The sequence below is a fragment of the Streptomyces changchenzhani genome, assembly GCF_039766235.1.
Classification (GTDB): domain Bacteria; phylum Actinomycetota; class Actinomycetes; order Streptomycetales; family Streptomycetaceae; genus Streptomyces.
On sequence record NZ_JBDHNH010000025.1, the window covers coordinates 1 to 24,840 of the forward strand.

29 protein-coding genes and 1 tRNA gene are annotated in these 24,840 nt (G+C 67.5%); 3 read left to right on the forward strand and 27 right to left on the reverse strand.

The annotated features are described in order from the left end of the window. The 10 genes from ABCR94_RS38435 to ABCR94_RS38480 form a co-directional block, all read right to left on the reverse strand. A partial coding sequence (locus tag ABCR94_RS38435) for a WXG100-like domain-containing protein (protein WP_347126081.1) occupies window positions 1-1,235 on the reverse strand: 1,235 nt, incomplete at its 3' end. Window positions 1,236-1,355: 120 nt separating this feature from the next. Continuing rightward, window positions 1,356-2,852, reverse strand: a complete 1,497-nt coding sequence (locus tag ABCR94_RS38440; RefSeq protein WP_347126082.1) for a WD40 repeat domain-containing protein — start codon at window positions 2,850-2,852, stop codon at window positions 1,356-1,358. A 188-nt stretch (window positions 2,853-3,040) separates the two neighbouring features. Further along, window positions 3,041-3,919, reverse strand: a complete 879-nt coding sequence (locus ABCR94_RS38445; RefSeq protein WP_347126083.1) for a nucleic acid/nucleotide deaminase domain-containing protein — start codon at window positions 3,917-3,919, stop codon at window positions 3,041-3,043. 244 nt (window positions 3,920-4,163) lie between these two features. Continuing rightward, window positions 4,164-4,481, reverse strand: coding sequence for a hypothetical protein (locus ABCR94_RS38450; RefSeq protein ID WP_347126084.1), 318 nt, complete (start codon window positions 4,479-4,481; stop codon window positions 4,164-4,166). Then, window positions 4,481-4,708, reverse strand: coding sequence for a hypothetical protein (locus tag ABCR94_RS38455; protein ID WP_347126085.1), 228 nt, complete (start codon window positions 4,706-4,708; stop codon window positions 4,481-4,483). Before ABCR94_RS38455 ends, ABCR94_RS38450 begins: the two co-directional genes overlap by 1 nt. A gap of 161 nt (window positions 4,709-4,869) precedes the next feature. Beyond that, window positions 4,870-5,190 (reverse strand): VRR-NUC domain-containing protein, encoded by a 321-nt coding sequence (locus ABCR94_RS38460; RefSeq protein WP_347126086.1) that lies wholly within the window; start codon window positions 5,188-5,190, stop codon window positions 4,870-4,872. After that, window positions 5,187-5,447 carry a hypothetical protein gene (locus tag ABCR94_RS38465; RefSeq protein WP_347126087.1) on the reverse strand — a complete coding sequence of 87 codons (261 nt, stop codon included), beginning with the start codon at window positions 5,445-5,447 and terminating at the stop codon, window positions 5,187-5,189. The genes ABCR94_RS38460 and ABCR94_RS38465 overlap by 4 nt, the downstream gene beginning before the upstream one ends. Before the next feature lie 216 nt (window positions 5,448-5,663). Further along, complete coding sequence (locus ABCR94_RS38470) at window positions 5,664-5,852, reverse strand: hypothetical protein (protein ID WP_347126088.1); 189 nt, start codon at window positions 5,850-5,852, stop codon at window positions 5,664-5,666. A gap of 18 nt (window positions 5,853-5,870) precedes the next feature. Beyond that, complete coding sequence (locus ABCR94_RS38475; protein ID WP_347126089.1) at window positions 5,871-6,137, reverse strand: hypothetical protein; 267 nt, start codon at window positions 6,135-6,137, stop codon at window positions 5,871-5,873. A gap of 35 nt (window positions 6,138-6,172) precedes the next feature. Next, window positions 6,173-6,415 carry a hypothetical protein gene (locus tag ABCR94_RS38480; protein ID WP_347126090.1) on the reverse strand — a complete coding sequence of 81 codons (243 nt, stop codon included), beginning with the start codon at window positions 6,413-6,415 and terminating at the stop codon, window positions 6,173-6,175. 357 nt (window positions 6,416-6,772) lie between these two features. Here ABCR94_RS38480 and ABCR94_RS38485 point away from each other — a divergent pair, with 357 nt between their 5' ends. Beyond that, window positions 6,773-7,336 (forward strand): GNAT family N-acetyltransferase, encoded by a 564-nt coding sequence (locus tag ABCR94_RS38485; RefSeq protein ID WP_347126091.1) that lies wholly within the window; start codon window positions 6,773-6,775, stop codon window positions 7,334-7,336. 228 nt (window positions 7,337-7,564) lie between these two features. Here ABCR94_RS38485 and ABCR94_RS38490 read toward each other — a convergent pair whose 3' ends face one another. From ABCR94_RS38490 to fabG, 5 genes are all read right to left on the reverse strand, one after another. Then, window positions 7,565-7,789 carry a hypothetical protein gene (locus tag ABCR94_RS38490; protein ID WP_347126092.1) on the reverse strand — a complete coding sequence of 75 codons (225 nt, stop codon included), beginning with the start codon at window positions 7,787-7,789 and terminating at the stop codon, window positions 7,565-7,567. Then, window positions 7,786-8,112: a hypothetical protein gene (locus tag ABCR94_RS38495; RefSeq protein ID WP_347126093.1), complete on the reverse strand. Its 327-nt coding sequence runs from the start codon at window positions 8,110-8,112 to the stop codon at window positions 7,786-7,788. Before ABCR94_RS38495 ends, ABCR94_RS38490 begins: the two co-directional genes overlap by 4 nt. A 115-nt stretch (window positions 8,113-8,227) precedes the next feature. Further along, window positions 8,228-9,190 carry a ParB/RepB/Spo0J family partition protein gene (locus tag ABCR94_RS38500; protein ID WP_347126094.1) on the reverse strand — a complete coding sequence of 321 codons (963 nt, stop codon included), beginning with the start codon at window positions 9,188-9,190 and terminating at the stop codon, window positions 8,228-8,230. Between the two features lie 194 nt (window positions 9,191-9,384). Further along, window positions 9,385-9,729 (reverse strand): hypothetical protein, encoded by a 345-nt coding sequence (locus tag ABCR94_RS38505; RefSeq protein WP_347126095.1) that lies wholly within the window; start codon window positions 9,727-9,729, stop codon window positions 9,385-9,387. Between the two features lie 149 nt (window positions 9,730-9,878). Then, on the reverse strand, window positions 9,879-10,583 hold the full coding sequence (gene fabG / locus ABCR94_RS38510; RefSeq protein WP_347126096.1) for a 3-oxoacyl-ACP reductase FabG: 705 nt from the start codon (window positions 10,581-10,583) through the stop codon (window positions 9,879-9,881). A 355-nt stretch (window positions 10,584-10,938) separates the two neighbouring features. On the opposite strand from fabG, the gene ABCR94_RS38515 reads away from it, so the two are divergent. Then, the gene (locus tag ABCR94_RS38515; protein WP_347126097.1) at window positions 10,939-11,751 is read left to right on the forward strand and encodes a helix-turn-helix domain-containing protein; all 813 of its coding nucleotides are present in this window, start codon (window positions 10,939-10,941) and stop codon (window positions 11,749-11,751) included. Window positions 11,752-12,054: 303 nt separating this feature from the next. Here ABCR94_RS38515 and ABCR94_RS38520 read toward each other — a convergent pair whose 3' ends face one another. Both ABCR94_RS38520 and ABCR94_RS38525 read right to left on the reverse strand, forming a co-directional pair. Further along, on the reverse strand, window positions 12,055-12,978 hold the full coding sequence (locus ABCR94_RS38520; RefSeq protein WP_347126098.1) for an immunity 49 family protein: 924 nt from the start codon (window positions 12,976-12,978) through the stop codon (window positions 12,055-12,057). A 120-nt stretch (window positions 12,979-13,098) separates the two neighbouring features. Further along, window positions 13,099-14,031 (reverse strand): recombinase zinc beta ribbon domain-containing protein, encoded by a 933-nt coding sequence (locus ABCR94_RS38525; RefSeq protein WP_347126099.1) that lies wholly within the window; start codon window positions 14,029-14,031, stop codon window positions 13,099-13,101. A gap of 683 nt (window positions 14,032-14,714) precedes the next feature. On the opposite strand from ABCR94_RS38525, the gene ABCR94_RS38530 reads away from it, so the two are divergent. Further along, a complete protein-coding gene (locus tag ABCR94_RS38530) occupies window positions 14,715-16,430 on the forward strand; it encodes a site-specific integrase (RefSeq protein ID WP_347126100.1) in 1,716 nt (571 codons plus the stop codon). Between the two features lie 93 nt (window positions 16,431-16,523). Here ABCR94_RS38530 and ABCR94_RS38535 read toward each other — a convergent pair. The 10 genes from ABCR94_RS38535 to ABCR94_RS38580 form a co-directional block, all read right to left on the reverse strand. Further along, window positions 16,524-16,599: transfer RNA gene (locus ABCR94_RS38535), tRNA-Arg, on the reverse strand. Window positions 16,600-17,187: 588 nt separating this feature from the next. Next, complete coding sequence (locus tag ABCR94_RS38540; RefSeq protein ID WP_347126101.1) at window positions 17,188-18,714, reverse strand: class I adenylate-forming enzyme family protein; 1,527 nt, start codon at window positions 18,712-18,714, stop codon at window positions 17,188-17,190. A gap of 5 nt (window positions 18,715-18,719) precedes the next feature. Then, window positions 18,720-19,214 (reverse strand): ester cyclase, encoded by a 495-nt coding sequence (locus ABCR94_RS38545; protein ID WP_347126102.1) that lies wholly within the window; start codon window positions 19,212-19,214, stop codon window positions 18,720-18,722. Then, on the reverse strand, window positions 19,211-20,458 hold the full coding sequence (locus ABCR94_RS38550) for an MFS transporter (protein WP_347126103.1): 1,248 nt from the start codon (window positions 20,456-20,458) through the stop codon (window positions 19,211-19,213). The genes ABCR94_RS38545 and ABCR94_RS38550 overlap by 4 nt, the downstream gene beginning before the upstream one ends. A 38-nt stretch (window positions 20,459-20,496) precedes the next feature. After that, window positions 20,497-20,943: a 3-aminobutyryl-CoA ammonia lyase gene (locus ABCR94_RS38555; RefSeq protein ID WP_347126104.1), complete on the reverse strand. Its 447-nt coding sequence runs from the start codon at window positions 20,941-20,943 to the stop codon at window positions 20,497-20,499. Then, a complete protein-coding gene (gene acpS / locus ABCR94_RS38560; protein WP_347126105.1) occupies window positions 20,936-21,421 on the reverse strand; it encodes a holo-ACP synthase in 486 nt (161 codons plus the stop codon). The genes ABCR94_RS38555 and acpS overlap by 8 nt, the downstream gene beginning before the upstream one ends. Before the next feature lie 20 nt (window positions 21,422-21,441). Next, window positions 21,442-22,266: a hypothetical protein gene (locus ABCR94_RS38565; protein WP_347126106.1), complete on the reverse strand. Its 825-nt coding sequence runs from the start codon at window positions 22,264-22,266 to the stop codon at window positions 21,442-21,444. 1 nt (window position 22,267) lies between these two features. Further along, entirely contained in the window at window positions 22,268-22,552 is a 285-nt protein-coding gene (locus ABCR94_RS38570; RefSeq protein WP_521978781.1) for an acyl carrier protein, read from the reverse strand. Between the two features lie 19 nt (window positions 22,553-22,571). Further along, window positions 22,572-23,843 carry a type III PLP-dependent enzyme gene (locus ABCR94_RS38575; protein WP_347126108.1) on the reverse strand — a complete coding sequence of 424 codons (1,272 nt, stop codon included), beginning with the start codon at window positions 23,841-23,843 and terminating at the stop codon, window positions 22,572-22,574. Beyond that, the gene (locus tag ABCR94_RS38580) at window positions 23,840-24,814 is read right to left on the reverse strand and encodes a 3-oxoacyl-ACP synthase III family protein (RefSeq protein WP_347126109.1); all 975 of its coding nucleotides are present in this window, start codon (window positions 24,812-24,814) and stop codon (window positions 23,840-23,842) included. The genes ABCR94_RS38575 and ABCR94_RS38580 overlap by 4 nt, the downstream gene beginning before the upstream one ends. Window positions 24,815-24,840: the final 26 nt, after the last annotated feature.

Sequence of the window (24,840 nt, forward strand, 5' to 3'; positions counted from 1 at the left end):
GGGCTGATGTATCGTCCAGCTGCGAAATTTGTCCCGCCGTAGTCGTCTTTCGCGAAGCGAGCGATCTCGGTAGCACGCGACAGGTCAGTGCTTCCGGGGGTGATCTTTCGCGAGGCGACCTTCGGGCCTGTGCGGGGCGCTGGCACCGGGTACGGATTACCCCTGGCTCCTCTGTGGCGCCATACCGTGCCGTCCTTCTCAAGGATGTTCCCGATGCCAGATTTGTCCCCTTTGGAGACGTCATCAGTTCGCCCGTCGGCAAAAAGCTCTTTGACGGTTCCGTCGGCGTTGAGAAGGTACATGGGGACGTCGTCGCCCTCCTTGACCTTGCACCGGTCCAACTCTCGTTTGATGTCCTCGTCGTTCTTCTTGTGGTCCTTCTTGCTTGCGTCGATCTTGCCGCCGTGCTCTTCAAGGATGTTGACTGTCTCGTCGGCCTTCTTGTCGACGGCGTCCTCGGCCTTGTCCATGACACTGGCGAGCTTGTGGAAGCGGCTGTCCTTCTTGACCGAGCTGCGGCGCTTGCCGCCACCGCCCTTGTGGTCGCCCTTCTTCTTGTCAAAGTTGTCGCGGGTCTCTTTGTAGCCGCCTGTCGCCCGGTCGAACTCGTCGAACTCAATGACGAGGTCCTGTGCCATGCCCGCGCCGCCCGAGACGTAGTCGGCGGGGTTGTCGTCGGCGCCGAGGTGATCGCTGAACACCTCTTCGATCTTGCCGAGTATCTTGGCTTCGATCTTGTCCGTCACTATGGACGTGATCTCGCCGACCGCGTAGTCGATGGCTTCATGCAGCGCGATCCGGCAGGCAACGATGGCTGCGGCAGTCACGATTCCGCTGACGCCAGCAGTGAAGAACATGCCGATGGCGCCGGCGGTGGCTGCGGCGGCTGCCGTCCCGAGGTCGGCGATGCACGCGATCTTGCAGCCTTCGACCAGAACGGCACAGTCGTCGAGGGCGTCACCCAAATCGTCCAGTGCCTTCGCGAAGGTGGCCAGGTCTTTGCTGGTGAGCTTTCCCCAGCGGCGGTCGATGGCGGTGACGGTCTCGCCTTTGCTGCGCCCGCCCACAAGGTGCGAGCAGGCGTTGTTGCCTTCCTTCACGACATCGCGGAGGCCGTCGGCGAGGTGGCGGTAGTCCTTGGCGCAGTCCCGTACCTCGTCCTCGTCGATGTTGGGCCACTGGACGCCGACGAGATCAAGCACCTCCACGAGTTCGTCGGGCAGCTTCCTCCCCATGCGACGCGTCCCCCTCGGTGATCAAGTCCTGTCACCCTTACGGTCATATGAGGGGCCGTCAACCCGGCTTTCGGTCGGTACCGATCGATACCGGGCGAACATGAGCGACGGGGTGGCGTGTTATCGAGGACGCAGGCAGAACACCGCCTCGTCCGTGCCGATCACGAGGTGACCGCCAGGAGTTACGGCCAGGCCGCTGACCGGCGGTCCGGGGCGGAAGGAGCGCATTTCACCGGCGTCCAGACGGTGGTACTCGACCAGACCATCCGCCCAGCCGGCCGCCAGCACCAGGCCCACCGGCGTATGCGCGCAGCTCAACGCAACAACAGGGCAGGAGCGTTCGGCAACAGGAGCAGCCAGCGGTTCCTGCTCCGGCGCCCACACTCGGACCCGGCCGTCGGCGCCGCCGCTGTACAGGAGCGGCACGCTCGGTCCGCTCTCGCCCAGTGGCAGGTCGACTGCGGCCAGGGCCGTAACGGGCCCCTCGTGGAGGAGGGCCGTGCGCGGGGCTGCGTCGGGGGCCCCGATGGTTAGCGTGTGCACGGTGCCGGAGGCATCGGCCAGGGCCGCGAGGTTCTCGGTGGCCGCCATCGCTGTGCCCGATGTCTGTGCCAGGAGCGTGGTGAGCGCATCGGCGGCCTGTTCGACCGGCGTGGGCCCGTCGTCCAGGAGTGCCGTGAGGCCGGAGACCGGGCGCGCGGCCGACAGCTTCTGTGTATGCAGGCTCCCTTGGCTGTCGAGGGCCCAGACCGTGCCGTCCGGCAGGCTGCTGAGCGCCATGGTCTGGGGAATGCGCTGGATAAGACGCCCGGTGGGGACAGCGTCGGACAAGGCCACGGTCCGCAGCACACCCTGATGATCGGACAACAGGATCTGGCCCTCCAACGGCCCGTTCCCCAGCGTCAGCGCGAAGACCGGGCCGGGCCATGGAGGGCTGATGTCCCCGCACACCCGGCCCCAGACCAGCTCCCACGATGCGCCGGCCGCCAGCTGCGCCAGTTCGGGCGCCAGTCGGGGGTCCGCGCCATCGCCCAGGGCCGTCAGCAGGACAAGTGCCCGCTCGGCGGGGGGCTGGTGGTGAAGGAGTGACTGCCCCGCGCGAAGCCACGCTGCGCGCAGTCCACCGTACGGCGCCCCATCCACCTCGTAGGCGGCAGTGACATGCACCGGGTCCGCCGCGCACACCGCAGCCGGATCCTCCAGATCCGGCAACGGGGCGAGCGGATCCGCGGGTCGGCCTCCGGCCGGGTGCGGCCCGGAGCGGTCCTGCGCGGCGAGCCGGGCTTCGTACCGGGCCGGCTCCGTCCACTGCGCCTCGTCGAGGTCCATCACCGCCGGACCGGCTGCGCCCAGCAGGGGGAGTACGCGGTGTCCGCTGCGCGCTTCGACGACCAGCCGGACGTGCTCCACATCCGCGAGCGCGACCGCCAGCTCGGCGAGGGCCGCGGCATCATCTGCCGCGTGCAGGTCCGGGAGGACGATGACGGTGCGGCGCTGGTCGTGTTGAAGAGCGGCGACAAGTTCTGAAGGAGACCGGGCCACCACACCGAGCTGATCGGCCAGCGTCCACACCGTGCCGAGCACCCCGTGCCCGGTCAGCGGCACGACCGCGTGCACCGCCCGATCCCGCACGGTGCCCGGACGGGAGCCATGCTGTACCAGCCAGGCCAGCAGCGCGGACTTACCGCAGCCTGTACCGCCCGATACCAGGCACAGCCTGGGCGCAGCAGGATCCGCCAGCCACGCCAAGAGCGCGGCAGCGGCCGGCTCCCTGCCCTGTGCCGGTCGCGCCCATGCGCCAGTGTTCACTGGCCGCGCGCCTGCTGAGCCGCGTGCGTGATCAGCTCCTTCAGGCCCGCCTCACGGGAGTCCGCATCGAGGCCGTAGTCAAAGCTGTGCGTGAACTCGGCCGCAGGAAAGGTGTGTTGCATCCAGGACGCGCAATAGTGCCCCGGCATCATGCACGGCTCCAGCTCGCAGTACACCCTGCGCACCTGGTCCGGCGCGATGCCCTCGCCGGTGAGGCGCTGCCACACCAACTCCTCCGGATGCGCCCGCCCGGGCCCGGTCATCGCCGTGGCAATCTGCTTGTGGCCCGCCTCATCGACGTACTCGAACGCCGCGGAGAAGGGGAAGTTGAGGGTGTGGCGCACATCGTCCAGGACCCGGGGCCACCAGCTCTCACGCTCCGCGAACGCCTCTGTATCGATCTGCCGAAGCTCCGCGTTCAACTCCCGGAAAGCCGCAGCCGCCACCGACAGCCCCGATGAAGCAGCGATGACCAGCAGGCGCCTGTCCAGCGCCGCGAGCGCGGCGTTGAACGCCATGACGCTGCTGCTGACGAACATGTCGTCGTCATCGGACTCCAGGAACACGGCCTGCACCGCCCCGTCGGGCCGCACACACAGGTGGGCCAGCCCATCCGTACCGATCCGCAGCCAACTGTCCAGCTCGGCCGGCGGACGTGACCTGTTCTGATGCGACGCGAACACACCCAGTGCGAGGGCGTCGGCCGTCCCGGAGGCCAGGAAGTAGGGCGCCACGTGCAGCGGCACGCCCGCCTCCGTAAGGGTCTCTCTCGCGAGCTCCGGCACGTGTGCCGCGTATGCGGCGGTGACGGCGAACCGGCGCATGCCATCCAGGCCGAAGTGGGCGACGGACGGATCGGGGACAGGCACTGACACGGGGGACACCTCACACAGCAGACGAGCGGATCGCTACGACCCTAGACCGCGCCCACCACAAGGATCCCACCGCACGGTGGGGCATCGGCGGAACAGCGGCTTGCTCTGACCGCCTCCGCGCCCTGCTGCAATCGTGACCGTCACGAAATTCCCGGCCAGACCCTTTCACGGGCTGTGCCCTCCCATTGTCCCGTCGTCCGTCAGATGGAGATCCGTCACGAGGCCTGCTTCCCCCTGAGGCCGGTCACGGCTGTGCCTCAATGACTACTTCGGGAGGCTGGTCAGCGAGTCCAGTCCGGCTTTCAAGAGTGCCGATATAGCGGGCGTAGACGGCTGCGGTTCCGTCGCCGGTACTGCGGACCTGGACTTCGAAGGCACCAGCCGGCCGGAAGGCGGTGTGCTTGCCGGTGCGGATGCGGTGGCCTTGGTTGGTGGCCCGGTTCAGATTGGGGTGGCTGTCGACGTGGGCCCAGTCGCCGGGTCGCTCGCGCAGTGCCTGCGCGGTGTCGTAAGCCTCCTGGCTGCGGCGCTGGGCGGGCAGGGCTTCGAAGCGGGCGTGCATCAGGAGGCTCCGGTGCTCGGGTGTGCGGTCTCGGCGAGGTGACGGATCTGGTCAACTGTTCGCCATTGGTCGTCGGCGAGGTGGTCGCAGAGGGTATAGGCGAGGCGGGCGATTTCGGCCAGGGCCTGTTCGGTAGTCAGGCCCGCGTCCTTGGGGGCGCTCTGGTCGCGGGTGGACTCGGTGGGCGCGGAGCGCGCCGCTACGGCTGCGCGACCAGAGTGACTCACGTGTCTCTTCCTTGCTGTGTGGGCTAGCGGTGGTTGCAGCGGCAGGTGTTGGTGATGATGTTGAACCAGCTGTTGCAGGAGTTGCACCAGATGGATCCGGGTGCGGGCGGGGTGTCGGAACGGCGGTCGGGGTGGTCGAGCACGGGCTGTGGGGTCTCCTGTCAGAGGCTGTCGGGGAGTTGTGCACGGGGCCCGTCGGGGGAGAGGATCTTGACGATCTGGGCGAGGTCCTTTGGCCGCCACAGGGCTGCTTCGTGCCCGGAGTCGGCGAGGTGTTGTAGCCACTCGCGCTGTTCGGGGCGTAGGCGCCCGGTGTCGGACTTGAACTCCACGAACAGAGTCCGCTGGGCCTTGGGGTGGCCGTAGACCTCGTCTGGCCATCCGGCGTCGGACCTTCGGGAGTTGTGCGTGTGGTAGGCGAGGGTCCAGCCGCGGAGGGTGGCGAGTTGGCGGACGTGCCGACGGAACTGCTCCTCGGTCACGCGGTCCTCTGGCGGGGCCGGGGGGCGATTGCCTCTTCGAGGATGGCCCGGTGCGCTGCTGCTTCGGGGTCCGGGGCCAGCGGCATGCGTATTCGCTGGGGCGGTGTGGGTGCGGGGCGCCGGTGTCGTTCCTTGAGGAGTTCCGGCAGCGGGTGCCGGGTTTCTTCCTGGAGGAGTTCGCTCATCGGCCGTCCGTATCGCTCGGCGATGAGGGCTTCGTAGAGGTCGTCGTCGCATCCGGTGTTTCCAGCAGGCATCTGCGGTCTCCGTGGGATCGGCCGGGACCCGCGTGGGGGTGCGGGTCCCGGCCGGAGGGGTGGCTCGTATTGGACGAGCCGTTCTGGGCGGGCGGGGCGCGGGGGGTCGCTGCCCGTCCAGAAGTCGGGTGGGTGGTCGGGCCGTGCCTGGGCTCGACAACGATCAAGAACTTAGCACGATTCTGTATCGCGACCTATTTAGGGTCGTGGGAGGGCTCAGTCGACGATGGCCAGCTCGTCGTCGTAGTACGGGAGCGCCTTCGGCGCACCGTCCCACCGGACCATGTTGAGCCTTTCTCCCGTCATGGGGTCGGTGGCATGGTTGACCACCTGCCCGAACGGGCGGAGCTTGCCGGTGGGTACAGGCTTGGCTGGCGTGACGGCGGTGCGCATCTCAAGGCTCACTCGGTGTCTCCTTGCTGTTCAGCGAGTTGTTGCGTGGGTGAAGAGGTCGAGGGCGTGGCCCCATTCGGCGGTGACGGGCTCGTCGAAGGCGCAGCCTCCGCCCGCGGTTTCGAAGTCGGTGGCGCGCCAGTTCTTCGAGTCGCCGGTGGCGGGGCGCTCGAAGTGCTGGATGCTGCCGTCGGTGAGGACGACAGCCAGGCGGATGGTGCCGGGCGGTGCTGCGGTGGGTGTGACGCGTTGGCCCGCGGCCAGGGCCTGGGAGGTGAGGGAGTCTCCAAGATTCACGATCTATCTCCTTATTGGTTGCGACCTATCTGAGGTCAGCAGAGTGAGGCGTACCCGTCGCAGGTTGCGCAGGTCTCGTCCGTCCCGGCGTGAGTGCCGTCGGTGCAGTGCGGGCAGGGGAGGCTCCGACCGATGCCGTGGCAGCGGTCGCAGTCCCGTTGGTGCTCGTACGGTCCGTGGTAGTAGGTGACCATGCCCGCCCCTTCGCAGTCGTCGCATGCGGGAGCTGCGATGCCGAGGGCTTTGTAGGCGTCTATGACGGTCGGAGCGGTGAGCATGTTGTCCCTTCCTGGTTGCCGGCCGGAGTGTCCCACCCCTTTGCCTTGTAGCTTAATTCTACTCTCTGATGGTGGGGTGTCCAGCTCCCTGATGTGACCTCGGGTGCAGTAGCGGCAGGTCAGGGCCGGTTGGTTGGGCGCGAGGCGAACAAGCTGCCCTGTGCCGGCTCGGGCTGGATTGCGGGGCTCCCGGCCTCAATGCGGGCCAAGTGCTCGGCCACTCCAAGCTGGCCACTGCCAATCAGGGGCCACGACCGTGAGTCGACCTAGGAAGTGTCTCTCCGATCCAGGCAGTGCGAGCTTCGCTGATCTCCAAATCAGTTGCGGGCATGCCTGGCCGACCGAACCATGGGCGGCATGAGCAGCGACTACGTGATCAGGGAAGTGCGGGTGGAGGACTGGCCTGCTGTGAAGGAGCTACGTCTGGAGGCGTTGAGAGATCCGCTGGCTCCCATAGCCTTTCTGGAGACCTACGAGCAGGCCCGGGCTCAGACCGACGATTTCTGGAAGGACCGCACCGCCGGGGGCGCTGAAGGAGGGCCGAACCGGCAGTTCGTTGCCGAGGGGCCCCTGGGTGACTGGGCGGGGACGGTGACCGCGTTGGTGGAAGAGCCCGGGAGGGAGGACTTCACTGGACAGCGCATCGAGCGGCGCCAGGCCCACATGGTTGGCGTCTTCGTGCGTAAGGAACGCCGGGGCGGCATCGTGGCGCAGGAACTGTTCCGAGCCGCGGTCGGCTGGGGACTGGCGCAGAGTGTGAGCCGCGTGCGGCTGTTCGTACACGAAGAGAACGGCCGGGCTGAGGCGTTCTACCGAAAGGCCGGGTTCACGCGCACCATTGCCGTGGGCGATGAGTACGAGATGGAGTACCGCCCAGCCGCGTGGCCTTCCGTCGCCGGGGGTTCGCGTCTTTCATCATGAGCGAAGCCAGGTCACCGCTGGCCGGTGGTCGACTCCGAAGCCGATTCCACTTATCGGTGGGGAGGCCACTCTGAAAGCCTGCGGCGTAAGTGTGGCGATGCTGCCGGGGTAGAGCTGGTGTTCTCCGGCGCGTGCGACCAGACACGCTGCCGGTGCTGAGCGTTGCGGACGTCGTCGAGCAGGGTCTGGACGTCCTCGGGCACGGGGGCCCGAATTGTGCTGGGCAGTTCAGAAGAGTTCGTCTTGACCGTCGGCATCGCCCGGCCTGACCGGTCGTTCGCGGCGTGGCTGCGGCTCGGGGACCGCTTCGCCGAACAGGGCTGCGGTGCCGTACGCATCGGGCTTGGCCGGGATGCGTACGGGGCCTGCCGGTACCGGCAGTTGGTTAGGGGCCGATTCGTCGAACTCGGCGTGCCCCATGCCCGTCCAGTCCTTGCCCGTACCGGCGGTCACTGGGCTGACTCCCCAGCAGGGGCGGCGGGAGTTGTCGCTTGCTGGCGGCTGCGGGATTCGCGGACCGCGTCCGCCCAGTCGCGGATGAGCGCGGCCCCGGCCCGGCCCGCGGCTTCTCCGGGGCGGTGGCCTTCCTCAAGGACCTTCAAGTACCGGGCTGCGGTGAGGTCCAGCGCGGCCGAGGACATGAAGGCCTGCATCAGCTTGTCGATGTCCACGCCGTGCGTGTGGTGCAGGGCGTTCGTGGCGAAGGCGAGGATCATGCCGACCTCCTCGCCGAGTTGTACGGCCTGAGAACGGCTGAGCGGTGCGGTGTAGTGCATGGCGGAGCTGTCTCCTGGAAGGTGAAGTAGTAGGTGAGGCGGGGCGTGGCCGGGCGAGGTGTGTGCGGCCACGCCCCGCCGGGGTGCGCGCCTCGCACCCCGGGATCTGCGGCTGTCAGGCTGCGGCCGGCTCGCGCTCTGCGTCGTCTGCCTGCTGGCCGTCGCTGTCTGCTTCGGCCTCGGGGTTGACCGTCACTAGAGACTTCGCCTCGGCGTGCGCCTTGGCTTGCTTGAGCTGGAAGCGCGCCTTGGTCAGCGACTCGGCAACCCGGTCGAGCTGCTCCAGGCGTGCCCCGACCTGTCCGTCGAGCATTTCGGCGAGCTTCATCGGCTCGGTACGGGCGATCTCGTCGAGCAGCCCACGCACGTGTTCAACCTTGTCGAGTGTCGTGCGGGTCTTCTTCTGTGCGGTGGCGCGCTCGGTGCGCTGCTCCTCCGTCATCTCCTCGATGATCATCAGGACGGCTTGGTCCTGCTGCTGCTTCATCGCGAAGGCGAAGTGCACGATCTCGTTGTCGGCAGCGAATTCCCCGCGTACGAACTTTGAGAGGACTGCGCCCTGGTTGGCGAGGTTGAGAGCGGCGATCTGCACGGCTGCCTGTGTGCCGATTTTTCCGTCCTGAACCAGCTGCTGGATCTCTATGCGCAGGTCCAGCAGTGCCAGGCGCAGCTTGACGTACGTGGTCGTCTTGCTGAAGTCGGCGGCCACGGACTCGAGGGTGGATCCCTCCTCCTCGTCGAGGATGCGCTGGTAGCCGTGTGCCTCCTCGAACGGCGTCATGTCCTCGCGGGTGACGTTCTCCGACATTGACCTCTTGAATCGCTGGATCTCGCTCTTCTCCGACGTGATGGTGACGCGGATCTTGGTGCGGCCGAGGATCTGGTGGGCGCGCCAGCGGCGTTCTCCGGCGACGATCTCGTAGCCGCCCTGCTGGTTGTCGGGGCGGACCTCGATGGCCTGCATGAGGCCGTAGTTGTCGATCGACTTGGCCAGCTCGTTGAGCGCGTCCTGGTCGAAGTGCTCGCGCGGCTGGCGCGGGTTGCGGTGGACCTGGGACATCTTCAGGACGCGCTGCACTGGAACTCCAAGAGATAGTCGGTGCGGTTCCCTGCCCTCACCTTGTATCTTAATTCTACTCTCGACAGGGAGGGCGTCCACTCCCGGCAGACCCCCGGGAAGTGACCTCGACCACGTCCGGTATGGGGGCTCTGAGCTCTGGAAACACCTGTGGGCGCCGGGTGGCCCCCGGCGCCCACAGGGCGGTCAGTCCTTCACGGTGCGAGCGGGCGGCCGCCCCCGCCTGCTCGCTCAAGCCACTGGCATACTCCTGCGGGCGCCCCCGCCGTGAGGGCGGCGTGGCAGTCGCTGCGGATCGGGCATACGGCACAGACGCGTGCCGCGTCCTCGACGGCGATCAGTGCCCCGTCAGCTCCGCTCTCCAGCGGCTGCATTGCGCATAGCCCGCTGCTCCACCGGATCGGCTTCGCTGCCTGGTCCAGTTCGCAGTGCAGGCCGCTGAGCACGCGGACGATCTCAATGCTGTCGTTCTGGTCGGTGCCCGTTCCTTTCGGACTGGGCAGTTTTGCGAGCGCCACGATGCGCTGCGCATCAATCACTTCCGCCCCCTCGTGACGTCAGGACCGGCCCCGTGTGGTCCTGCGTAGTTGGCGGCTGCCCGTTGTGCGGTGCAGCCGCCGGCCCCAGGGCCCGGCCCCCGACAGTCGTATCCGACGTCTCTACCTTCCGGGCGCCTGGGGGCGTGGGCTCAGTGGCCCATGCCCACTCCGCCATCGACCGGCAGCACGGCGCCCGTGATGTACGACGCCGCGTCGCTGGCGAGGAAGCGGACGGCGGCTGCGATGTCCTCGGGGCGCGCGGCGGTGCCGAGCGGGATCTGGGCCAGGAGCGCCTTTGTGCGCTCTTCCGTGAGGACCGCGGTCATGTCGGTGGCGGTGAGGCCCGGGGCGACGACGTTGGAGGTGATGCCGCGCGAGCCGAGCTCGCGGGCCAGGGAGCGGGAGAAGCCGATCAACCCGGCCTTGGCGGCTGCGTAGTTGGACTGCCCCGCCTCGCCGCGCATGGCGACAGCGGAGGAGATGAAGATCAGGCGGCCGGAGCGGGCGCGCAGCATGCCGCGACTGGCGCGCTTGGCGACCCGGTAGGCGGCAGTGAGGTTGGTGTCGATGACAGCGGCGAAGTCCTCCTCCGGCATGCGCAGCAGCAGCGCGTCGCGGGTGATGCCCGCGTTTGCCACCAGCACCTCGACTGGGCCCTGTTCGGCTTCGATCTGCTGGTACGCCTGCTCGACCTGCTCGGGGTCGGTGATGTCGCACTGGACGGCGAGAAAGCCCTCCGGCGGCTCCCCGGAGCGATAGGTGATCGCGACCCGGTCTCCTGCCTCCGTCATGGCCTTGGCTATCTCGAAACCTATGCCTCGATTACCACCGGTGATGAAGACGCTGCGGCTCATGGGGTGTCACCTCTTGGGACTGGATGCGGTGCCGCCCGTGGCCAGGCTGGGTGCGCCGAGCCGCGCTGGCGGTTCGTCAGGAACGTCCCGTTAGGGATCCGTTAAGACCCCTTTACTTTGCACTGGTCGGTCAGTTACCTCAGCCACGTCGCCGCGGTCCGAAAGTGGCCGCAACCGCGACTTGCGCCACCCTCGCTGACACTCCATCTCTCATCTCGCCCCTATCTGTCCATGTATGGGCATCTTTCATGTGAGGTGGGTAACAGGCGATGGCGTTCGTGATCCATTACGTAGGCGTTAAAGTCCCATAAGTCTTTCCTATGCCTTTACCTGCCAAAGATTGAGTAATACGCGGATGTCGACACCTCTGCCAGCGATTGGCCGCTTCCTGAAGGTCTGGCGCGCCCAGCGCGACCCCAACCAAGTGCCGGGCTTCACCGCCCGGTTCGGCCCCAGGAGTAAGCCCGGGATCAAGCAGGTCGAGCTGGCACAGCTCACCGGAGTGTCCACGACCTGGGTTCGCGACCTCGAGCACGGCCGCGCCAGCAATCCCTCCGTGGAGTGGCTGCAGCGCATCGTGCGCATACTCGACCTCACCCCGGCCCAGCGCCACACCCTGTTCGTCTACGCCACCAACCAGGAGCCCCCGCTCCTGTACCGGCCGGACGCTTCGAACCTCGACCCGACTACCGCAGCCCTTATCCGCGTCCAACCCTGGCCGGCCTACCTCTCGGACTTCGCGTGGGACGTGCTCCTCTACAACGAGGCGAGCGAACGCGACTGGCCGTGGATGAAGCACGGCATCAACGTCATGATCTGGGCTCTGTCCTTCCCCGAGGCTCGCCTGCAGCTCATCAACTGGGAAGAGGACTGGGCCAAGCCCATGGCCTCCCAGCTCAGGCTGCGTGCCCGCGCGCACCCGGAGAACGAGCGCCTGGCCGAGGTCATTGCCCAGATCAAGGAGCGGGACAAGACGGCGCGCAGGATCCTCGAAGAAGACCTGACGACCGTCACCCACCCAGACGGCGACCGGCGCTGGCTCTACCTCGCTGGCCACGGGGACGAGGAGTTCGAAGTCGTCTTCCGCGCCTATGCACCGCTCAGCGACTACAGCCAAAGATTCATGTGCGTCGTGCCCGCAGCCGAGTCTCACCCCATGGCGAGCTGAGCAACCAGAAGATCGACCCCGCACGCCCGCGGGCAGTGCTGCGTCCCCGAACGCGCGCTGCTCCGGTCGTCAGTTTGAGTTTTAACCTCCGACCGGCTCCTCGCTCCAGCGGAACCAAGCCTCGTCGCCGTCGATGTGCAGGAGGAAGTCGGCCACCGGGCCGGAAGGTGACACGCACGTCAACTCCTGGGGGGATACGGTCGTAGGCCGCGTCGAACCGCTCGAAGTCGTCCGTCTCCATGACTGCCTGGACCTCGTCGAACCACGGCTTCACCTGGCGAACATGAGGGTGAGGGCGCCCATTCATTTGCTGACCGACGGCGCGCCTTCCGGGGCACTCAGCAAGGCCTGCGGCAGGTAGGCAGATTGGACGCGCAAGTCCCAGCCGTGCACCTGGACTGCCAGTGCGGCCAGGACGATGGTCTTCTGCGGCAGCAGGCTGCGGGGCGCCGCACCGGGGGGTGCGCTCTCCCGGTGCTGGACAAGACGATGCGCCAGGGCCTGTTCGAAGGCTGGCTGGTCATCCTCCAAGAGCACGCGCAGCAGTTGCTGATCCAGCGTCAAGGCGCCGAGGGCATTCAGGCGTAGCGCCGCATCGAGACGCTCGTCGACCGCCGGCATGCACAACGTCACCGACGGCCAGTCCCGAGGCAGGTGCCCACGGGCCTTGGCCAGGTAGCAGGAAAGGGCGCACATCTCCGCCAGTTCCGCCGGATCCGACTTTGATTCCAGCTTCGAGTACGGCACCCCGTCGTGGATCGTGGACGCATGGTCACGGAGCAGCAACCCGATAACACGGTCCCGTTCCCACACCATGCCGCTGATCACGCACAACGCGAAGGCGTCCAGCCAGTCCCTCGCGGTGGATGCGTGCTCCACCACGGCCCCGAAGTCCTTGTCCTCGCTGCTGATCCTCTCGCCGACGAGAGGAAAGACGATCTCTTGGTCGCCGTCCGGATAGCAGCCAAGGTCCAGGAATCCCAGGGCGCACTCCGTCGCAGTGCGCAGGACGATGCGTGACGAGGTGATGCCGAGTTGGGGGTCCGCCACCGTGCGGGCGGCGACGTGATCGAGGAGGTCGTCACGCATCGCTTGCAACTCCGCATCGGAGTAGCAGTCGTACTGCAACGTGTGCCAGCGGCGTCTGGTCCGCCGCTGGATGTCCTCCAGCGCCTGCTCGATACTCCGCTCACTCACGTCATGTCGGGCTACATCCTTGATCGTCATGGGCGTCACCCTGGCAGCCGCCACTGACATCACAGGTGCTCATCCCTGACCACGCCCGAGAGGGCCGGTAGCTGGGCGTGGGGCCGCGGGAGTGCAACGACGGGGGACAGCCGCTGAAGATCAGGCGGACGGCTTGCGCCAGTCGACCTGAATCCGCTCACTCGGATCGCGGTGCTTGCCGCGGCCCACTGCCAGCACCCGCACCTTGACGATCTGCACACAGGTCAGCGCGCGCTGCGAGGAGCGTGGTGCCGAATTCCACCACTCCACCAAGTTCGTGACGCCCTCGATCGGGAGATCCGTCATCTGCTCCAAGAACCGCAGCCGGGTGCGGGAATGGCGCAGGTCATCCTTCGTGGCCTTCTCTGCGGCGGCGTACGCGGCAGGCACCAGCACGTCACGCATGCTGCCCAGTTCCTTGAACCGCTTCTCCGCGCCGCCAATGTGCTCGTGGAGGCGCTCGGCTTCGGCCCTGATGTCAGCCAGCAGCCGCACCAGGTGCTCCTGCGCTCCCGGCCGCAGAAGTTCAGCGAGCACTTCCTCAGCCACCGTGCCTTCGAGCCGGTCGGCGTTCATCCGGACCCGTCCGCACGAGGCTTGCCCCACCCGTGGCGGCGGGCAGCGGTAGGACGGGTCGGCGTCGCCGGTCACCCGAGTTCCGACCATGTCGTACGTGCATCTGCCGCATTCCGCCAGGCCGCTGGTCAGTAGGTAGTCGAAAGCGTCCCGGGCTTCGGGCTGTTGGCTCTTCTGCTCGGCGAACAGTTCCAGCAGGCGCCGGTATTCATCCGGAGTCAGGACCGTTGCGCCGAAGTCCTCGATCGGGTTGCCCTCATCGTCCAGGCCAGCCATACGCGGGTGGCTGAGTACCCGGACCAGGACCTCGGGAGCCCACTCGTTGCCGAACGTGGTGCGATAGCCCTGCTTGTTCATCCAGCGGCACGTCTCAGCCCTGCTCTGCTTGGCGAACAGCCGCGACGTGGCCTTACGCAGGGCATCGGCCTCCGCGGGGTGCAACACCCCGCGGCTCTGGTAGCCAGACAGCCGCGCCATGAGTCTCCATCCCACATCGGGAGCCTGATCGCCTGCCACTTAGCGATCGAATAGCTCCGTAATAGGTCACGATATCTGGAATGTATAGCTGCCACGGCTTTGACGGGCAGTAAGCCCCCAGGCGTAAGGGCGTTCGTGCACGTCAGAGGGTCAACCCGCAGGCGACATGTGGCGCACGTCACTGCAACCCTTGATGTGTAAACAACGTCATCCTGAAAATGTGGCCATCACATCCTCGGCCAGTGCATATGGGCTCGACTGGCCGCCCTGACGGGGCAGCGAGCCGAGCCCATAGGACGCAACGCATCACCTCAAGAAGACACCCCTAGCGCCTCCCAGAGGCTCAACGTCGCGACCTTCTGCGTCTCACCCACGGGAATCGTCTTCGCAGGGAACCTCTCCGCCTTGATCAACGCGTACGCCTTGTCAGTCCCGATCCCCAAAGCGCGCGCAGCCGTCGCGACACTCACCGCGGCAGGCAGGGACCGCAACTCTTCAACAGACATGCCGCCCCGCGTGCGAGCGGGCACAGCAGTGGCAGTCACAGATGAGGTCATAGGTGGTCACATCCCTCTTCCCCGCGCCACCTGACCGGAAGCATACGGCGGCCAAGGAAGCATCTCCTTCGTTACAGCAAGATCAGGACACGTAAGGATGATCCAGCCCAAACCAGGGGGTTCCGCGTGTTCAACGGCAGCACCTACCGCCGATGCAAGTGCACCGAGCCGAAGGTCGACGACCAAGGTCAGCCAATCCTCGAAGCGAACGGCGCACCGCAGGTCCGCGAAATCGGGTCCACGTGCCCACAGTTGAAGAAGCGCGATCACGGCTCCTGGTACTACTACCTCAACCTCCCCGACGGCCCCGGAGGTGAACGCCGCCGGCCTCGCAAAGGCGGCTTCCCCACCTCGAAGAAGGCCCAGGAAGCAGCCCAGAAACTCTGGGACGAAGCCACCTACGGCATCGACATCGACTCCAAAGAGACCGTCGCCGCCTACCTCAACCGCTGGCTGGACAAGCGCGTCGACCTCAAGCGCGGCACCCGCAGCGACTACCGCGACTACATCGACCGCGTCTTCATACCGGCCCTCGGCCACCTCACGATGCGCGAACTCCGCGAGCGGCACATCCAGGAGATGTTCAAACAGGTCTGGGCGTTCAACAAGGTCAAGAAGGTCAACCGGATCGCCGCCCAGCAGGCCAAAGCCGAATGTGACGACGCCTACCGCGCGTGGAAGCAGGCACCCAAGCCCCGCTCCCACCACTTCCGCCAGCGGTGGGACGCAGCCAAGGCGGCACTCAAGGAAGCCCGCACCAAGCCCCGCCAGGACACCGGTCCCGGCACACAGAAGAAGTACAAGAACACCCTCGCCGCAGCCCTGGGCGACGCGGTCTCCGAGAAGCTGATCACCGAGAACTGGGCGAAGAACGTCACCATCCCCAGGTACGAACGCCCCGAAGCCCTCGTCTGGACAGACGAACGCGTCGCCCGCTGGAAGCTCACCGGCGAGAAGCCCAGCCGCGTCATGGTGTGGACCCCCGAGCAGACCGGTGAGTTCCTCGACGCCGCAGTCGACCACCCCATGTACGTCATGTGGCACCTCATGGTCTTCCGTGCACCTCGCCGCGGCGAAGCATCAGGCCTGCCCTGGACCGAAGTCGACATGACCCGGGGCGTCGTCAAGATCGTCGAGCAACTGGTGACCAACTCGGCCTACGAGGTGTGGGAGGACACCCCCAAGAGCCGCGCAGGCAAACGCACCCTCACCCTCGACTCCGCGACCTTCGCACTCTTGAGCGCCTGGCGCGACGTACAGAAAACCCAGCGCGCCGAGTGGGAGAAGAAGCACCGCGACGAGCCGGAAAAGTACGGACCCTACGTCGATTCCGGCTACGTCTTCACCCGCGAGGACGGACGACCCCGCCACCCCGACAACGTCTCCCAGGCCTTCGAGCGGCTCATCAAACGCCTCGGCCTGCCGCCCGTCCGACTGCACGACCTCCGGCACTGCGCCGCGTCTCTCAGCCTCGCAGCCGGCCTGTCCATGAAGGCCATCCAGGCCCTGCTCGGCCACAGCAGCTACCAACTGACCGCCGACACCTATACCTCGCTGATGCCGCAGTTCGAGCAGGCAGCGGCCAACGCACCCGTCGAGCTGGTGCCGCGCCGCAACGCTGCCGAGCAGCCCAATGATCCCGAGACGGCATCCGCAGCCGAAGTGGCCGAACCTCCCGCGAGCTCAGTGGCCGAGGAAGAGAAAGCGATCGCTGAGGAGGAGACGGTGATCGAGGAGGAGGCGCCCGAGGACATCGAGCCTGATCTGGGCGGCGACGACGGCCGCCATCTCTACCTTGTCTTGCCTCCTGTCCCCCCAGTTGAGGCCTCGGACGCGGCCTGACGCGCTGTCCCCCGTTTGTCCCCCGGGACATGAAAAAGCCCCCTCGGAGATCACTCCGAGGGGGCCTTCAACTGCGTTTTGCCTGGTCAGGCATGGTGCCCCCGGCAGGATTCGAACCTGCGGCACCCGCTTTAGGAGAGCGGTGCTCTATCCCCTGAGCTACGGAGGCGGGCCCTGCGTAAAAGGTGGCTGAGAACTCTCTGAGTGAGATCTCAGCCAATCTCGGCAAGGTCCTGGGCTGCTACGAAGAGCAGCCCAGGACAGGGTAGCGGATGTGGGAGGGGAGGCGGGGAGGTGGTTGATGCCTCAGCTCAACCTGCGTGCGTCCGGCTGTCCGATCCTTGCTCGTCTCCGAGGTCGGCGGTCTCCGCATCGGCGCCGGCACCTCGAATTCACCCGCCACTGGTCCTTGACCGACGTGATCACCGATGCGATCCAGCGACTGGAAGTCCTCCCGAACCCCGGTTGACCAGCACCAACAGCCCACCCGATGAACTTTGCACCCCACCGGCACTGTGGAAACCGGCGCCCACCCGACGCGACAGCCGGGCCCTCACCCCACTTCCGACCCCCATCGCCAACGCCTCACCGCACCTGACTATCGAGACGAAAAGACCCGCCGCTTCACTGCCTGGAGCAGATCACCGGCACCGCCGACCTGCCCCGGGCCACCTGAACAGCGCTCAGCCCCAAGGTCGGGACGACAGGATTTGAACTGCGCTCCCCCGGCCCCCAGCCAGGGGAGCGGGTGGGCGGTTCAGGAGCGGCCCGCGGGGGCGCCCTGCGCACGGTCCGCGAGGAGGGATACCAGTTCCTTGCGGTCGACTTTCCCGTTGCGGCTGAGGGGGAGGGCGTCGAGGACCACGCAACGGCGCGGGATCTTGAACTCTTCGATCTGGTCGCGCATTCGGTTCAGGACATCCTGCGGGTCCAAGTCCGTGACCACGGCGAGGAGCGCCGTCTTCTTCTTGGACGGCGGGAGGACTACGGCGGAGACGACCTCCGGAATGCGGTGGGCCGCAGCCTCCACCTCGGTCGCGCTGACCCGGAAACCGCGCTCCTTGTAGAGGTCGTCGCGGCGGCCGGAGAAGTACAGGTAGCCCTCCTCGTCCAGCCAGCCGTAGTCGCCGGTCCGCAGTTCGGGGAACAGGCCGTCGCGGCGCGGGAACTTCTCCAGGTTGAGTTCGGGGCGCTGCCAGTACCCGGACATGACGTGCGGGCCGCGAACCGTGATCTCGCCGATCTCGCCGGGGGGCAGCCGGTTTCCCTCGTCGTCAACGGTGAAGACCTCGGTGCCGGGCAGCGGCAGGCCGCAGGATCCCGGGTGCTCCAGGTCGCCGTCCGGCGGCATGATGGTGGCGCGCTTGCACTCGGTGAGCCCGAACATCACCTGCCCCTTCAGCTCTGGTATCGCCGCGCGCAGCGCGTTGAGCGTCTCGGTCGACAGGGCTGCCCCGGTGTTCGTGACCAGTCGCAGGGCGGGGCGCCGGGAGGCGCGCTTGAGCAGCCAGGCCAGTGATTCGGCGACCGAGGGGACGGCCGGCAGTACGGTCGCGCCGCTCTCCAGCAGGTTGCGCAGCAGCGCGGGCCCGGCTTCGGCGGCGCTGCCCAGCACGACGTGGGATCCGCCGAGCGCGCCGAGGAAGAGCTGGTAGAGGCCGTAGTCGAAGGACAGTGGCAGGGGGCAGTAGACGACGTCGTCGGCGCGGTAGTTCAGGACCTGCTGAATCGCCTGGGCGGCGAAGACGGCCTGCTGGTGGGTGCTCACAACGGCCTTGGGTGCCGAGGTGGTGCCCGAGGTGTAGATGAGGGAGAGCGGGTCGACAGCGAGAGGCGTGGGCAGCTGTTCCCCGGAGGGCGCTGGTCCGTCGGCGGCGGGGAAGGCCTTGGCCGCGGCGTAGGAGGCGGGGACCGCCGTGATACCCCGGGCGCGGACGGTCTCCAGAACCGCGGTGTCGTCGGCCACGACGAGGGTCGGCTCGCAGTCGCCGAGCACGTGCTCCAGCGGCGGTCCGAGGACCTTCTCGTGGAGGACCGTGTAGACCGCGCCGATGCGTGAGGCGGCGAAGACGAGTGCGGGGACGAGCGGGCCGGACGGCAGGGAGATGATGAGCCGTCGGCCGCGGTGCACGCCCTCGGAGTGCAGCCATTCGGCGAGCCGCAGGCTCGCGTCCCGTACCTCGCCGAAGGTCGCGGTCGAGCCGAGCCGAGATACGGCGGGGCGGTCGGGCCACTGCTCGGCGGCCGAGTCCAGCAGGTCATGCAGAAGGGATATCTCAGACATTTTGATCAGCATCCTGGGGGTACTAGTGCCTGGGGGGTCGGTACGGCTCCCAGCTGGCACAGGAGGCCGAGGCCGTCGGAGAGCACCCAGTACTCGGCCAGCTTGTCGCCCTCCAGTCGGACGATGGACATGCCCGTATACCGGACAGGGGTGCCGGGTTCGACAGTCGCGGTGGGGGCTCCGCCGGCGTACGTACCGGTGACGGTGTATCCCCCGGCGACGTAGTCGCCGTCCCGGAGGGGGCCGGGGTCTGTGGTGAACTGCACGTCGTGAAGCAGCAGGCGCACGGCGCGGACCCAGTCGAGGAGCCCGTCCCGGGTGGTGATCTGGTTGGAGTCGGGGAAGCCGAGGTAGCGGGCTAGTTCGGCGCTGTGCACGATGAACTCGTCGGCGATGAAGTCCGGGGTATCCGCGAAGTCGATCTCGCCGTTCCACAGGTCGACGAACTTCTCGAAGAGGATCTTTCCGAGGACCGTCTCCTGGTCGGTGGGAGCACTCATGCTGTCGTCTCCTTCTGGGACGCGGGCCGGGCCTGGGCGTCCTGGGGTGCTGTCACCCGGACCCCGACGAGCAGGGGCAGGACAGCCAGGGCGCAGACTCCGCAGAGCACGCCGATCACGCTGAACGAGACGCTGCCCTGGAGGAGGGCGGCTGCGATGCTGGTGGCCAGCATCATTCCGGCGTATTGGGCCGAGCCGTTGAGGGCCAGCGCCGTGCCTCGCATCTCCGGGCGCAGCTCGCTCACCAGGGCGTTGAGGGCGGGCTGGCCGACGCCGACGGCGGTGCCCCACAGGATGAACACGATGAGCACGGCGGTGAGGTGCTCTCCGATCAGCGGTACCGCGCTGACTCCCGCGGCCGTTACTAGGGCGGCGACGACGAGCACCCGGCGCTTGCCCAGCCGGTCGGCGATCCGCCCGCCGAGGAGAGCGCCGGCCATGCTGCCCGCTCCGGAGCCCATGATCGCGAATCCGGTCTGGGCCTCGTTGAAGCCGAAGCGCTCGGCGAAAAAGACGCCGATGTTCGAGAACATGCCGTACAGGGCTGCGCTCCACAGCAGCGTCGAGCCGAGGACGCACAACAGGGCGGGTGTGGTGACGGCGCGGCGAATCATGCCGAGGTAGGTCGCCACCGGGTTACCCGGGGCCCGCTCCTGTGGGTCCTTGGGGGCCACGGCCGGCAGGCGGACGAGGACCATGAGATAGACGAGGGCGGCGACAATTGCGACGGCGAAGAACGCGGCGTGCCAGTCCATCAGGTAGGCCAGGTAGGAGCCGAGCGGTACGCCGAGCACGGTGGAGCTGAGCAGTCCGGCCACGACGATGCCCATGATCTTGCCGCGCTGCTCGAACGGGAAATTCTCGGCGATCATGGCGTAGACGCTCGGCATGATCATGGCCGAGCCGACGCCGGCCACGGCGCGGGTGACGAGGATGAAGGCGAAGTCGCTTCCCACGCCGGTGAGGAGGTTGGCCAGGGCGAAGATCACCAGTCCGATGCAGAGGATCCGGCGGCGTCCGAGGCGGTCGGACATGGCGCCGCACAGCGGTGCCACCAGGGCGAAGAGCAGTGCGTAAGCGCTGACGAACAGGCCGCCGGCCCGGGCGGCGGTGTTCGTGTCGGCCGCGATCTCGGGGATGAGCGGCACGGTGATCATCGAGTCGAGGCCGACGAGGAACGCGCTGCACACCGCGATGGCCAGAACGCGGCCCGGCAGGGCTGCGGTCGGTGAGGGGGTGGTCATGAGGAACTGTCCTCCGGTCGTCTTGCGGGGTGCCCGGGTCACACCCGGGACGGGGACTTCTGGGCCGGGGCCTGCGTCGCAGCCTCCTGGGCCGTGCGGCGGGCCGCGGCGAGCGGAACGACCGCGGTGCCGACGGCGCGGCAGACCACGGCTGGCTCTCCGGGCGCCTCGGCCCGGGTGGCACCGAGTTCGTACCGGGCCTCGACGGTCTTGCACGCGGTGAACTCGACGGTTCTTCGCAGTCGGCTGCGGCTGACCAGCCGTGCCGTGGCCTCGATGAAATCCCCCGCGTATACGGGGGCGAGGAACTCGACCCGCTGGTACTCGGTGAGCAGGCCCTCGTCGCCGTCACTGCGGATGGTGATCTCGGTAACGAGGTCGCCGAACAACTGCAGCAGACGGGCGCCGTCGACCAGATTGCCGCCGTAGCGGGTGTCCTGCTGGCTCATGCGCACCCGCAGGGTGGCGGTGACTTCCTCAGACATTGGCGTTCCTCGCTTTTCCGATACCGACTTTTGACCGGGCGATCTTCTGTACGGCGGTCTGCGTGGCCGCTGCCGCCCGGGCGGGGCCGAGCGCCGCGTCGTCGTGGGGTGCTCCGCCGATCGCCACGGCGACCACGCACTCGTCCTTGTGGGCGATCGAGACCGCGATCGTGCCGAGCCCGAGCTCGGCTGCCCGCCGCGCGGCCGCTCCGCCCAGCTGTACGACCGGGGCGGAACGGTTGTCGCGCAGGACGCGGACCTGGGCGGGGCTGATTCCCTTGCCGAATCCCGTTCCCAGAACCTTCAGCACCGCCTCCTTGGCGGCGAACCGACCGGCGAGGAACTCCCGTGCCCGGCTGGGCGAGAGCGACTGGGCGAGCGCCAGCTCGTCCCGGTCGTAGGTGTACTGGCGGAACCACCCGCGGGTGTGTAGCCGGTCCAGCTCGCCGATGGCGAGCACGTCGACCCCGATTCGCATTGCGCGTCCGTTCCTTTCCGCTAGGCCGCGGCCTCGGCGGTGGCAGTGGTGGCGAGCAGGGCCAGATGTCCCCGGCCGGACAGCGGGTCGACGTCGCAGAGCACCACCTGCCGGTGATCGCGCTGCCACTGCCGCCAGTGGCGGGCCAGGTCGAGCCACACGCTGGTGCAGTAGCTGCCCGGCGCGACCCTGTGGACCGGGGCCTCGGCTCCGAATGCCTGTTCCTGGACCCAGGGGCCCAGGACGAGCAGGGTGTCCGGCCCTCCGTCCACGGCCAGTTCGCGCAGCCTGGCGGTGGTCGCGGCGTCGTCGTCGAACGACTCGACACCGCTCACCTGCAGACCCTCGCCGCGCTCCAGAACCAGCAGCGCGCCGGAGTCCACCAGGTCGCCCGAGTCCACCAGCGGGTGCGGCGTCGGCAGTGTCGTCTGCTCCAGTACCGCGAGCACCGCGCGCTCGGACCGTGCGCCGCGCTGGTAGGCGGAGATGATCCGCAGCGCGGTGAACGGCGCCGCCAGGCCCTGCTCGCTGATGCTGAAGCTCTGCGCGCCTCCGCCGAGCAGCATGTTGAGGTGTGAGGCCACTGCGGTGAAGGGGTGCACGTCGGGCAGCGCGTGGGCGACGATGACCAGATCGGCGTCGGCGTTGTCAATGCCCTCACTCTGTACGAGCTGGTCCACGAGGTCCTTGTGGAACACGTTGCGTCCGTCGCGCAGCAGCTGCTCGTCCACGACGGAGCCGAAGGGCTCCACCAGGTCGCGGTAGAAGCCGAGGATGGCCGGGTCCTCGTGGAAGGGCCCGCCGTCGGGTGAGACGATCACGGAGGATGCGGCTACGGTCGCCATGTCATTCACCAGCACCCTGCGGCTGCGGCTCGGAACCGACCCGCAGCAGGTAGCCGGCAAGAGTGCCGACCGACTGGAAGTCGTCCATGTCGAGGTTTTCGGGGTCGACGACGATGTCCATTCTGTCCTCCAGCTCCATCAGCATCTCCATCACCGAGGTGGAGTCCAGGTGCAGGTCCTCGAAAAGGCGGATGTCCTCGGTCAGCCCGGTGACCTTGCGCTCCAGTACTTCGCTGAGCGCGATCTCGACCTGCGCCACGATGGTGTTTTCCTTTTCCATGGTCATGCTCCTTGTGGGTACGTGATCAGAAAACGATGAGCTGTTGCTTGTCGAGCAGGTCCTCGATGGTGTCCCGGCGCCGCACCAGGTGGGCGGTGCCGTTGTGGACCATGACTTCGGCGGGGAAGCCGTGGCTCAGGAAGAGCCCGGGGGAGGCCGAGGGGCCGTACGCACCGGAGAGTTCGACCCCGATGAGGTCTCCGGCGGCGACCGGGGGCAGTGCCACACGCTTGCCGATCACGTCGTTGGGCGTGCACAGCGGCCCGGTGACGGTGTATGTGCGGACGGGCTCCTCGGCGTACCGGGTCAGCGAGCGGACGGGGAAGTTGCGCTTGACGAAGCTGCCGACACCGACCGCGGCCATGTGGTGGTTGGTACCGCCGTCGGCGACGACGAACTGCTCGCCCATCGACTCCTTCACGAACAGCGCCCGGGTGACGTACGTGCCGCACGGTGCGGTGAGGTAGCGGCCGAGTTCGTTGATGAGGCGGCAACCGGGGTGCTTCTGGAGGAATTCCCCGACGGCGTCGTTGATGCCGTCGGTCAGCGCGGGGATGTCGAGCCCGGTCTCGTTGCTGAAGTACGGGACGCCGAAGCCGCCACCGAAGTCCACGGTCCTCAGTTCGATGCCGGTCTCGGCGGACAGTTCGTCGGCCGCCGCCAGAATCTCGCGGGTGTTGTGGATCAAGTCCTCGTGGTTGAGGAAGCGAGTGCCCATGTAGGCGTGCAAACCCATGACGTGCACCCGGCGCAGCCCCTTCAGCAGCTGCTGGGATGCACGCAGTTCGGCGACGTCGATGCCGAACTGCCGGGGCTTCCCTCCCATGGCGAGCGCGGATCCCTTGGTGTGGAATTCCGGGTTGATGCGCAGCATCACCGGCAGCCGGTCGCGACCCGCGGCGACGGCCAGGTCGTCGAGCGCTTTGAGTTCGTCGAGCGACTCGCAGACGATGGCGTGCAGGTCCGCGGCTACGCACGCCTCCAGTTCTGCACGGGTTTTGCCCGGTCCGAGGAAGATCGTGTTCTGCGGTGCGATCCCGGCTCGGCGGGCGGTTTCCAGTTCGGCCAGCGAGGAGACCTCGGCCCCCGCGCCGAGCGTGCCGAGGAAGCCGATGACGCTGATGTTCGGATTGGCCTTGAGAGACAGGAAGATGTCGACGGCGGGATGCATCCGGTCCCGCAGCCCCTGGTAGACGTCGTGCAGCACGTCGGCGTCGTAGACGTACAGCGGCGTGCCGAACTCCGCGGCGATCTCGGAGACGAGCAGGCCCTGCACCTGGAATTCACTGGCGGTCATGCCGGCTCCCCTGCTGAATCGCGCTGCTGATGGGTGATCACCATTGCGGCGAAGGTGGCGCCGAGGCCGACGGTGGCGAACAGGTAGTTACGCCCCGCCTCCAGCCGGCCGGCGGCGCGCAGCGTGGTGTAGTTGAGAAAGACGTCCGAGGCGAAGCAATGGCCGTACCGCTCGACGTTGTCCAGAAAGACCTGGGAGCGGTCGATGCCCAGTTCGCCGATGGTCTGGCGCCAGGACTGAAGGTTGACGTTGTGCGGGATGATCAGGTCGATGTCGGCGAGCGTCATCCCCGCCCGCTCCACCGCTTCCCGTACGACGTCGGCGAGGACCGGCGCGTAGAACTTGCTGACCTCCAGCGACTTCACCTCGTCGAGGAGCATGGCCGCCGAGAACTCGCCCAGGGTGCGGGTGCTGTACGAGCGCACGGTGTCTCCGGAGCCGTCGAGCGCCACCAGGCAGGCGGCTCCTGCGTCGCCCATGATGGCGACGTCGGGGATGAGCTGGATCTGTGGCGAGAAGGCCTGCTCACCAGTGATCACCAGGGCGCAGGCGCCTGGTTCCGCCTCGGCCCTGAGCAGTTCCGCGGCGGTGTCGACCGCGGCCATGCCGCTGGCGCAGTTCTGCTGACTGAGGGCGAAGGCCTCCGCGTGCGCCAGCCCAAGACTGTTCTTGATCTCCTGGGCGGGGCTGATGTGGGCCGGCGCCACCGCCTGTGTGGTGTGCGCGTAGACGACGTACTTGATCCGGTCGCGGACCAGCGGGTCGGCCGCGATGCGGCGGGCTGCCGGCAGCACCACGTCGAACAGGTCGAGTTCCGGGTCGAAGCGGATCTCCTTCAGTCCGTGGACACGCTGGAAGAGGCGGAGCTTGGTCCGGCGCAGGCCGAGGCGGTCGGCCAGTTGGTCGATCGGTACGATCCGCTCCGGTGTGAAGGACTCCACGGCCTCCAGGGTCGCGACGGGCACCTTCATCGCTCACACTCCAGGTTTGTCGGTCG

Bases quoted from the DNA above. Each gene is read 5' to 3' on its own strand.
- ABCR94_RS38450 (WP_347126084.1), bottom strand. From the start codon at position 4,481: ATGCACGCCCGCTTCGAAGCCCTGCCCGCCCAGCGCCGCAGCCAGGAG.
- ABCR94_RS38465 (WP_347126087.1), bottom strand. From the start codon at position 5,447: ATGCCTGCTGGAAACACCGGATGCGACGACGACCTCTACGAAGCCCTC.
- ABCR94_RS38480 (WP_347126090.1), bottom strand. From the start codon at position 6,415: ATGCTCACCGCTCCGACCGTCATAGACGCCTACAAAGCCCTCGGCATC.
- ABCR94_RS38485 (WP_347126091.1), top strand. From the start codon at position 6,773: ATGAGCAGCGACTACGTGATCAGGGAAGTGCGGGTGGAGGACTGGCCT.
- ABCR94_RS38495 (WP_347126093.1), bottom strand. From the start codon at position 8,112: ATGCACTACACCGCACCGCTCAGCCGTTCTCAGGCCGTACAACTCGGC.
- fabG (WP_347126096.1), bottom strand. From the start codon at position 10,583: ATGAGCCGCAGCGTCTTCATCACCGGTGGTAATCGAGGCATAGGTTTC.
- ABCR94_RS38515 (WP_347126097.1), top strand. From the start codon at position 10,939: ATGTCGACACCTCTGCCAGCGATTGGCCGCTTCCTGAAGGTCTGGCGC.
- ABCR94_RS38520 (WP_347126098.1), bottom strand. From the start codon at position 12,978: ATGACGATCAAGGATGTAGCCCGACATGACGTGAGTGAGCGGAGTATC.
- ABCR94_RS38525 (WP_347126099.1), bottom strand. From the start codon at position 14,031: ATGGCGCGGCTGTCTGGCTACCAGAGCCGCGGGGTGTTGCACCCCGCG.
- ABCR94_RS38540 (WP_347126101.1), bottom strand. From the start codon at position 18,714: ATGTCTGAGATATCCCTTCTGCATGACCTGCTGGACTCGGCCGCCGAG.
- ABCR94_RS38545 (WP_347126102.1), bottom strand. From the start codon at position 19,214: ATGAGTGCTCCCACCGACCAGGAGACGGTCCTCGGAAAGATCCTCTTC.
- ABCR94_RS38550 (WP_347126103.1), bottom strand. From the start codon at position 20,458: ATGACCACCCCCTCACCGACCGCAGCCCTGCCGGGCCGCGTTCTGGCC.
- ABCR94_RS38555 (WP_347126104.1), bottom strand. From the start codon at position 20,943: ATGTCTGAGGAAGTCACCGCCACCCTGCGGGTGCGCATGAGCCAGCAG.
- acpS (WP_347126105.1), bottom strand. From the start codon at position 21,421: ATGCGAATCGGGGTCGACGTGCTCGCCATCGGCGAGCTGGACCGGCTA.
- ABCR94_RS38565 (WP_347126106.1), bottom strand. From the start codon at position 22,266: ATGGCGACCGTAGCCGCATCCTCCGTGATCGTCTCACCCGACGGCGGG.
- ABCR94_RS38570 (WP_521978781.1), bottom strand. From the start codon at position 22,552: ATGACCATGGAAAAGGAAAACACCATCGTGGCGCAGGTCGAGATCGCG.
- ABCR94_RS38575 (WP_347126108.1), bottom strand. From the start codon at position 23,843: ATGACCGCCAGTGAATTCCAGGTGCAGGGCCTGCTCGTCTCCGAGATC.
- ABCR94_RS38580 (WP_347126109.1), bottom strand. From the start codon at position 24,814: ATGAAGGTGCCCGTCGCGACCCTGGAGGCCGTGGAGTCCTTCACACCG.